The organism is Pseudoalteromonas sp. 2CM41L, assembly GCF_023161905.1.
GTDB classification, from domain to species: domain Bacteria; phylum Pseudomonadota; class Gammaproteobacteria; order Enterobacterales; family Alteromonadaceae; genus Pseudoalteromonas; species Pseudoalteromonas atlantica.
This window is the reverse complement of the sequence record NZ_JALNTN010000002.1, coordinates 427733-435741: the sequence shown is the minus strand read 5'-3', so window position 1 is coordinate 435741 and position 8009 is coordinate 427733. Positions and strand designations below refer to the sequence as shown.

Below are 8009 nucleotides of genomic sequence, written 5' to 3'. Positions count from 1 at the left end.
GTAAGCTGTAAGCTGTAAGCTGTAAGCTGTAAGCTGTAAGCTGTAAGCTGTAAGCTGTAAGCTGTAAGCTGTAAGCTATAAGCTATAAGCTGTAAGCTGTAAGCTGTAAAAAATATACAAAAGCGTTGCTCTAGGGCTACGCTTTTTTATTAGCGTTTATTCAATGAAGTACAGTGAAGCACAGTGACACGTTACATAATTAATTAACCATAAGCGCCACTTGAATATATAAGCTCGTAACTGTGGCTATAAATTTCTAAAATATTGCCAAACGGGTCTTCCATGTAAATCATGCGGTATGGTTTTTCCCCTGGGTAATAATAGCGCGGCGCTTTCATACGCTTTTTACCGCCCGCGGCCACTATTTTATCAGCGAGTCCTTCTACATCAGGGTCTTGTACGCATAAATGAAATATTCCCGTTTTCCAATACTCAAAATTATTTTTTGGGTTTTGCTGATTTTTAAATTCAAATAGCTCAACCCCCACCCTATCCCCTGTTGATAAATGGGCTATTTTAAAACTGCCCCACCCAGCACCAAATACATCAGTACACATTTCACCAATCGGTGATTTATCTTCTGTTATTTGTGTGGGTTTCATAATTAAATACCAGCCCAGCACTTCAGTATAAAATTTAACAGCTTGCTCTAAGTTTGGCACTGACACACCAATATGCGAAAACGTTCGTGGATAAGGCATTGGCGAATCAGCTAAGCCATTTGCTTGCTCGCCTTTATCAGCTGCTTGCAGGTTGGCATTAGCATTTAAACTTGTAAATAGCATAGGCAGCGCGGCAGCACCCAACCCAGCAGCCGATAACTTCATAAAGTCTCTACGATTTAACTCTTTTTTATTCATGGCATGTTCCTTAACGGCAAGGGCGTTAAATGTAATTAAAGGAATTAATTAGCCATGATAAATGAATGTAGTAAGGACAAAAAATTATCAAATATGATATTAATGATTACGTTTTGTGATGGTGGTTGGAAGGAGTATTTAATTCATATAGTGTTATTTGAATCAACACTATATGAATTATTGGCTTTAATTATGCAATTGCGCTTTGTCGCATGCTTTTCTCTATGGATAGGCTTTCTCGATATTCAGCAGCTTCTGCTTTCAGCGTCCAATGAACATCTAAAATACCACTCGCTTCTACAGCTTGTTTCACTTCAGATATAGTTGTTTTAAAAAACTCTTTTCTTGAGTTAATCTTATTAACTGAGCATAAGTTGAAACGACGATGAAGTTCTTTTTCCAAAGTTGGTGCGTCCTCACTAAATATCATTGCATGAACATCAAAAGAAAACGGGACAGATGCATCTCCAAGCTCTTTAACACGGTCCATTGGTTCTAACCTTCGAGTCATACCTATTTTAAATACTTCTTCACCAAAACTACCAATGTTACTGATGACATAAACATGACCACGTCTAGTTTGTTGTGCCATAGAAATAGCTCTTTGTCCTTTATCCTCAGCTTCTTTTAATTGATTTTCTAAATCAAACAACTTGGCTTCATAGTCAGCTTTTTGTTCATCATTGGCAGCTAAAAGCTCTTCCCTGACTTTTTTTAGCGCTTTTTGAATTAATCGTTCTTCCTTCTCAGCTTCTTTTCTTGCTTTTTCGATATCTCGTAGCGCTTTTTCCTCTTCACGTATCTGTGCCCGAATTTCAGCTTGTTCTTCTCGTTCAATTCTTTTAAGTTCACTGACCGCGACTGCCCACTTAAGCTCTGTTAAACGAGCATTTAAATACTTTTCATTAATCCGCGCACTACGAAACGGTACGCCATTGTGATTTACTAATGCAAAAGCATCTAAAATTTCTTGGTTTATCTTCCCAAAATTGTCGTGTTTTACTTTGGATAATGCACTATCTACTTTGCCGTTAAAAGCATCAACTACAAAATGTATTGCGTATGTTTTTCTATGGTGCTCGACATAATCGCAATCGCCTGCAAAACCATCTTTAACCATTTGGCGGATGTTTTGACGTATTAATTTTAACTCGACTCCAGCCTCTTTATGGCTAAATTCATCAGCTAAATCATCTAAAACTGAGTGATTTGGTATTATGTAGTCGTCTTTATAGCCATCGATAGTATTTCGCATAGCTTTAATTGCTTGTTCATAGATATCTGCTTTTTCTTTAGCCTCGTAAGCATCACCAGCAATTTCTTTAGCTTGCTTAACTGCAAATGATGTAATTCGATCTGCCTCTTGATTAGCCTCAAGGCGAATTTTCTCAGCTTTTTCTTTTGCTTCTTTAAGCTTTTGGTTCCCTTCGGCTTTATACCCTTTCAGGGTTTCTCTTGTAGTAACAGCTTCTAGTTCAATGTCATTCGCTAAATCCATTGCATTTTGTTTTATAGTCTTTGCTTCCAACTCAGCTTTTTCTAGAAGGTCTTTAATATAGTTTTCTACTTGAATAATTGGGCTGTATTTATCAAGTAACTCTTTATTTTTAATTGATGTGTTCTTAATTTCTGCTCTTGACACATCAAGCTTGTCATTCAATGAATCTATATTTTTTTTAGATTGCTGCTTTAGGTTTTTAACCGTGCTGTACCAGCTAAAACAAATGATTAAAACTACAAATGCGAGTATTGAACTAAGAAGTTCCATATCTAAATCCTTTTATTAAATTAACTACAGACCGTATCACAGATTAGCTGTACTTGATAAATGTATAGCAATACAAACCCACTCTTAAAAGCATTTGAAAATAATGGGGCTGGTAGTTTTATAAGAGTTCTCTGTTTAAAATTAAGTGGCTAAATACCAATCTATTTGATAAAAAGATAAAAAAGGAGAATTTAATTTTGAGTAAGGCAATCAAGTTTAGAGTGTATTTAGTCGCATTGATTATATGTGTTATTGGCTTTATGTTTTCACCAGCGAGTAGCCAGTTTTATACAAACCCGTTTTATATTGGCAGTTTTATTTTTGCAATCGCGCTGATTATGAATGTTATTAATTACTTTTGCCCAAATTGTAAGAAAAACCAGGTAATGCTATCAGCTACTAGCTATCGCCTGCCAAAAAATAAATGCTATCACTGCGGGGAAGAAATTAATTAGCCTTTTCGGATGGCGCTTTGCTTATCCGACCTACGCGTTTAAATAAGCTGGTGTGGTGGTTTATATAAAGAGTGAGCAATGAAGTTGTGGTGTTGGGTTTCGTTTCACTCAACCCAACCTACTAGAGAACCTGAGGGGTCAGAACCTGAGGGGTCAAATCTTGACTTCATACATCATAAATTAATTAGCCATTTATATTCGCCGAAACTTAAATAAGTTACTGCGTCGGATGGCGCTTCGCTTATCCGACCTACGCGTTTAAATAAGCTGGTGTGGTGGTTTATATAAAGAGTGAGTAATGGGGTTATGGTGTTGGGTTTCGTTTCACTCAACCCAACCTTGTATCTACGTAATATAACTTAACACCGAGCAGCTTATCGCTTACAGCTAAGCACTTACAGCTGCTCTTGCGCTTTAGCTAATCCCTAAATACTTATGTACCTGCACTGATAAGCGCCAGTTTTTGGCAATACAGGTGTCTATGGCTAATTTGGTGGCTGATACTTTTTGGCTGATTGGCTGTAAGTAAACAAGTTTAGGGTTAACACCTGTTTTGGCAAATAGCGCTTCAAGCTCTTCTACGTGCTTTTGCATCGCTACTGGGTGCTTTATCTCGTTGGCGCGCTTCATGGCGCTGGTAAGTACTTCGTAGCCGCCGCGCATGTTTATTTTAGGCGATACGGTAACCCAGGTTTGCTCAGGGGCGAGTATTTCAAAGGTGCCGCTGGTTTCTATTTGTGTTGTAAAGCCGTTATCGTGCAATAGCTGACACACTGGGTTTAAATCGTACATACACGGCTCGCCGCCGGTAATTACAACATGCTTTGCTGTATAGCCACGCGATTTAAACAGCTCAAGTACTTGCTCGGCGCTGGCATCGGCCCAATGATCTGAATCGGCTTTTTTTTCTACCGTTTCATCAAGCGATACTTTGTACACGTTATCGACTTCCCAAGTTTGTTTAGTATCACACCATGCGCAGCCCACTGGGCAGCCTTGCAAACGCAAAAATATTGAGGGTGTGCCGGTAAAACTTGCTTCACCTTGGATGGTTTCAAACACTTCATTAATTTTGTACAAAAGAGATCTCACTTACTGCCTAGCTGCAAAATTGCTACTATAAAAGACGAAAAAGCGCTGCCCAAAAATTGTTATTTAAGCTGCGGCCGTGTAGTATATCGCGCCCTGATATAAACCTCTATTAAAACTAAAGAGCAATCCAGATATGACGCAAAAAGTAGTTGTTATTTATTCCGGCGGTATGGATTCGTTTACCGTATTAAATAAAGCCTTACAACAAGGCCATGATGTTTATGCCCTTTCATTTGACTATGGTCAGCGTCATGTTAAAGAGCTTGAAGTGGCTGCAAACGTGTGTGAAAAACTTAATGTTCCACATAAAATTGTAGATATATCAGCTATTAACCAGCTTATTGGTGGCTCATCACTAACTGATGATATTGATGTACCAGAAGGTCATTACGAAGAAGAAAGCATGAAAAGCACCATAGTGCCTAATCGTAACATGATTTTGCTTTCGCTGGCGGTTGGTTACGCTGTGTCTTTAAAAGCAAGCAAAGTATATTATGGCGCGCATTCGGGCGATCATGCTATTTACCCTGATTGCCGTCCTGAGTTTGTGCAAAAAATGGATGATGTATGTCGTATTGCTAACTACGACGCTGTAGAAATTTTTAGCCCGTACTTAAATAACACCAAAATTGATATTTTAACCGATGGCATAAAAATGGGCTTAGACTACAGCCAAACATGGACTTGTTATAACGGACGCGAAAAAGCCTGTGGTAAATGTGGCGCCTGCCAAGAACGTTTAGAGGCATTTTCGCTTAATAACGTCACTGATCCAATCGAGTACGAATAACCGCTAGTTACGGGGTTTTCAGTGAAAGCACGGTTAATTTATTAGCGCTGAACGCAAAAAGGCTATCATCTCGATAGCCTTTTTTGTATTTTCTTGTAAATTACAACCAGCGTTTTACTTTGTTTTTATACTCTATAAATTCTTGGCCAAATAATTTGCTAAGCGCCCGCTCCTCAGGAATTATTTGAAAAAACGTTAAATAAGCAATAAACCCAGCAACACATAAAAGTGCCCACAGCGAACTAAGCCAAATACCCCAGCCAGCTAAAATAAACGCAAAGCCCACATACATAGGGTTACGTGAAATTTTATATACGCCACTGGTTACCAACTTTGATGCTTGCTCGGGCTTATTTGGATTAACTGTGGTACGTGCAAGTTTAAAGCTCAGCACACCGGCTATACAAAATGCGCACCCTATAATGACTAAGCTTGCTGCTAGGTAGGCAATAAACGCTGTAAAATCAATCACACTGTAATGCGCTATTAACGCCATAATGCCTGCAAAAACGAGCACGACAATAACCGGAGGTATTTTATTATTTAACATAGCAACTCACTGTATTGATTATAAAATAAAGTTCTATAAGTCTGTAAACACTATACCCGTTTGCATTAATACACAATTAAATACAAGGTTAACGCTGGCATAGAGCGCGTTAAAACTGCTGATTAAAGCAACACAATAAAAATGTTGGCTTTAAAGTCACACGGTTTAATCTCAAATAGACTTATTGATTACGCCATTAGTTATTAAACAATAACGCAGGTGTATCAATGATGAACACAACTCCACGCTGCAATCGACAAATAAAGTTACAATTGTCAGGTTTAACCGCTGCTAAATATGGTTATACTTTATGCAACTGTTAAAAATATAAAAAGGAAGTGGTTATGTCAGGCACTACAATGATAGTACTTATTGTGCTTATATCGGTTGGCTCTGGGGTTATTTACGATATGTACAAAAAGCACCTTGAATTTAAACACAAAATGCAAGATAGCAACCAAGATGCAAATAAACAACTGGCCGAGGTAAGTGCCCAAGTGGTTGCTTTAAAAGAGCGCGTGCAAACGCTTGAGGCCATAGTGACAGACTCAAGCTACACCACAAAAGAAGAAATTAACCGCCTTTAAAAACGATACAAATGTGCATTTTCTGGCTGCTCTATACCGTGGGCAGCTAAAAACCCATCTATAGCTTGGCCGCAACCTTGTGGCGCACGCGAACTATCAATTTCAAAATTAAGCTTATTAGCATGTTGCTTGCCAAGTGAGCACAGCCCCAACACTTTTGGCGAGCGCATTGCCACACTAAGTGCACCTATTTTTTCAACGCAATTATGTTTACTAAATCGGGCAAACCCCTGGTATTTAAATTGCTCACTTACATACTCATTACTAATATCAACCAGGGCATTAATAAGGCCATGTAAAAAGCTATTTGCGCTGCTATCACTGGTTAAAAATGAAAAGGTTTTATTATTAAATTCTGTAAGCTGGCAAGTATTGCAGTGTAATTTTAAGGTGTATAACCACTGCTGCGAGCTTATTTGCTGCAAAGCACTTAGCGATACCTTATCACCTGCAAATACTACCCGTTTTAATAACTGCTCAATAGTACAATGTTGCTCATTGCTCTGCGCCGCGTGTGCAATAACAAGCTCTGCATTTTGTGCCATAACCGGTAAATCATGATGATTATTAAATGGCGTGCTGGTGGTATTATTGCTGTGAGTAAGTTGAAACAGCTCTCTTACCTCGTGCTCTCGCGCTATTTTAAGCGCTAAAAACGCTGTTTGAATAAGCTCGGAGGTTGGTAAGTTTTCCTCTACTATCCAGCGCCTGCCAAACAGTAATTTTTTTGCTGTGCCCTCACCCGCATAACTACTGGTTTTGTAATTATCGGGGCTTAGTACGGCAACTTGTAAATAAAGTTGCTCATCTTTTTGTGCAGCAAGCACTCTAAAGTGCGCTGAAAAACTTATATTTTGAAGCACTTGATTAACGCTTTGTAAGGTGTGTTTATAGCGTAAAAAGTGCTGTGGAACTATCCAGCTGTTATTAGCAAGTTGCACTAATGGAGCATACGAAATTGGCTGCTCGTAGCTGTTTTGCCATTTTTGCTCTGCACTGAGCAGCGGCTCAATGCGACTTTTTTTATCTGACATACATAAACCAAATAAACTCGCGCAAGGCGATATAATCTATGTTGATGTTACGTTTTTGCGCCTTGCATTAGATCACACTATTAGCGCTAAATAAGCCATTTTTAAGCGTCGCTGAGCTTTTTATAATCTGTTATAACTTTTTGATAATAAAGCTCATCTTTATTAAGCATTTTATTATAATGAGTGAGTAACTGTTTAAGGTATTGCTTGTGCGATGCATTATTTAAATCCCACATGCTGTTACCGGTAGATGTGAGCAACGCTGTGCTACGTTGACTTACCTCTATAAGCTCATAATAGCGGTTGTTTTCAGTGATTAATTGCTCGCTTTCAAGGCCTAAGCCTAATTTGGCTAAACCACTGCGCAAATGATAAGTATGGTGTATAGGGCAAACTATAAAGCGGGTGCTTGCTACTGATGCAGCGCAATTGTTTTTAATAATGCCAGTAACAAGTTTTAGTAACAGCTCGCCGCCAACACCTGCAATAACCACAGTATTTAACGCATTTGGAACGAGCTTTATTTCTCTGACATCTTGGCAATGTACTTTATATTGCACATCACTTGGCAGTGTTTGGCTAATATTTGTAAGGTGCTCGCTCAGCTCGGCCATTATTTTATCTACCACATCGACAAAATTAACCTGTTTTGCAGCGCGGCGCTTTAATAGTGCAATGCCTAAGTAACCATGATCGCAGCAGCAATCCCAAATAACATCAACGGGGTTAGTAATTAACGCATTAATTGCGTTTAAACGCTTACTCAGTTTCATTTAATACCAATTAGCTTAATTAAGTGATCTATTTTGAGGCTGGAAAAACGTGTTGATAGCTAGGCAAAAAATTCGCTATTTAGTTGTTCTAAATGAGAGT

8 protein-coding genes and 1 pseudogene are annotated in these 8009 nt (G+C 38.6%); 2 read left to right on the top strand and 7 right to left on the bottom strand.

Annotated elements, in window-relative coordinates; translation table 11 throughout:
- Nucleotides 1-203: 203 nt before the first annotated feature.
- The 4 genes and pseudogenes from MTF64_RS04905 to queE form a co-directional block, all read right to left on the bottom strand.
- On the bottom strand, nt 204-701 hold the full coding sequence (locus tag MTF64_RS04905) for a lactoylglutathione lyase family protein (protein ID WP_029774549.1): 498 nt from the start codon (nt 699-701) through the stop codon (nt 204-206).
- A 78-nt stretch (nt 702-779) separates the two neighbouring features.
- Nucleotides 780-860: pseudogene (locus MTF64_RS19900) on the bottom strand (twin-arginine translocation signal domain-containing protein); the annotation flags it as partial.
- A gap of 190 nt (nt 861-1050) precedes the next feature.
- Complete coding sequence (locus MTF64_RS04895) at nt 1051-2628, bottom strand: DUF4041 domain-containing protein (RefSeq protein WP_248450783.1); 1578 nt, start codon at nt 2626-2628, stop codon at nt 1051-1053.
- Nucleotides 2629-3497: 869 nt separating this feature from the next.
- Nucleotides 3498-4163, bottom strand: coding sequence for a 7-carboxy-7-deazaguanine synthase QueE (gene queE, locus MTF64_RS04890; protein ID WP_024034200.1), 666 nt, complete (start codon nt 4161-4163; stop codon nt 3498-3500).
- Nucleotides 4164-4308: 145 nt separating this feature from the next.
- Between queE and queC the strand changes: the two genes are divergently transcribed.
- Nucleotides 4309-4965 carry a 7-cyano-7-deazaguanine synthase QueC gene (gene queC, locus MTF64_RS04885; RefSeq protein ID WP_004589469.1) on the top strand — a complete coding sequence of 219 codons (657 nt, stop codon included), beginning with the start codon at nt 4309-4311 and terminating at the stop codon, nt 4963-4965.
- Nucleotides 4966-5065: 100 nt separating this feature from the next.
- On the opposite strand, the gene MTF64_RS04880 is transcribed toward queC, so the two are convergent.
- Nucleotides 5066-5515, bottom strand: coding sequence for an isoprenylcysteine carboxylmethyltransferase family protein (locus MTF64_RS04880; RefSeq protein WP_248450782.1), 450 nt, complete (start codon nt 5513-5515; stop codon nt 5066-5068).
- Nucleotides 5516-5859: 344 nt separating this feature from the next.
- On the opposite strand from MTF64_RS04880, the gene MTF64_RS04875 reads away from it, so the two are divergent.
- Nucleotides 5860-6102: a hypothetical protein gene (locus tag MTF64_RS04875; protein WP_024034198.1), complete on the top strand. Its 243-nt coding sequence runs from the start codon at nt 5860-5862 to the stop codon at nt 6100-6102.
- Here MTF64_RS04875 and MTF64_RS04870 read toward each other — a convergent pair.
- Together MTF64_RS04870 and MTF64_RS04865 are read right to left on the bottom strand one after the other, a co-directional pair.
- Entirely contained in the window at nt 6099-7136 is a 1038-nt protein-coding gene (locus MTF64_RS04870; protein WP_248450781.1) for a hypothetical protein, read from the bottom strand. The genes MTF64_RS04875 and MTF64_RS04870 overlap by 4 nt on opposite strands.
- 101 nt (nt 7137-7237) lie before the next feature.
- Nucleotides 7238-7909 (bottom strand): tRNA (adenine(22)-N(1))-methyltransferase TrmK, encoded by a 672-nt coding sequence (locus MTF64_RS04865; protein ID WP_248450780.1) that lies wholly within the window; start codon nt 7907-7909, stop codon nt 7238-7240.
- Between the last annotated feature and the right edge of the window lie 100 nt (nt 7910-8009).

Excerpts from the sequence above, each read along its gene's own strand:
- MTF64_RS04905 (WP_029774549.1), bottom strand. The coding sequence starts at position 701 with ATGCCTTATCCACGAACGTTTTCGCATATTGGTGTGTCAGTGCCAAAC.
- MTF64_RS04875 (WP_024034198.1), top strand. The coding sequence starts at position 5,860 with ATGTCAGGCACTACAATGATAGTACTTATTGTGCTTATATCGGTTGGC.
- MTF64_RS04870 (WP_248450781.1), bottom strand. The coding sequence starts at position 7,136 with ATGTCAGATAAAAAAAGTCGCATTGAGCCGCTGCTCAGTGCAGAGCAA.
- MTF64_RS04895 (WP_248450783.1), bottom strand. The coding sequence starts at position 2,628 with ATGGAACTTCTTAGTTCAATACTCGCATTTGTAGTTTTAATCATTTGT.
- MTF64_RS04880 (WP_248450782.1), bottom strand. The coding sequence starts at position 5,515 with ATGTTAAATAATAAAATACCTCCGGTTATTGTCGTGCTCGTTTTTGCA.
- MTF64_RS04865 (WP_248450780.1), bottom strand. The coding sequence starts at position 7,909 with ATGAAACTGAGTAAGCGTTTAAACGCAATTAATGCGTTAATTACTAAC.
- queC (WP_004589469.1), top strand. The coding sequence starts at position 4,309 with ATGACGCAAAAAGTAGTTGTTATTTATTCCGGCGGTATGGATTCGTTT.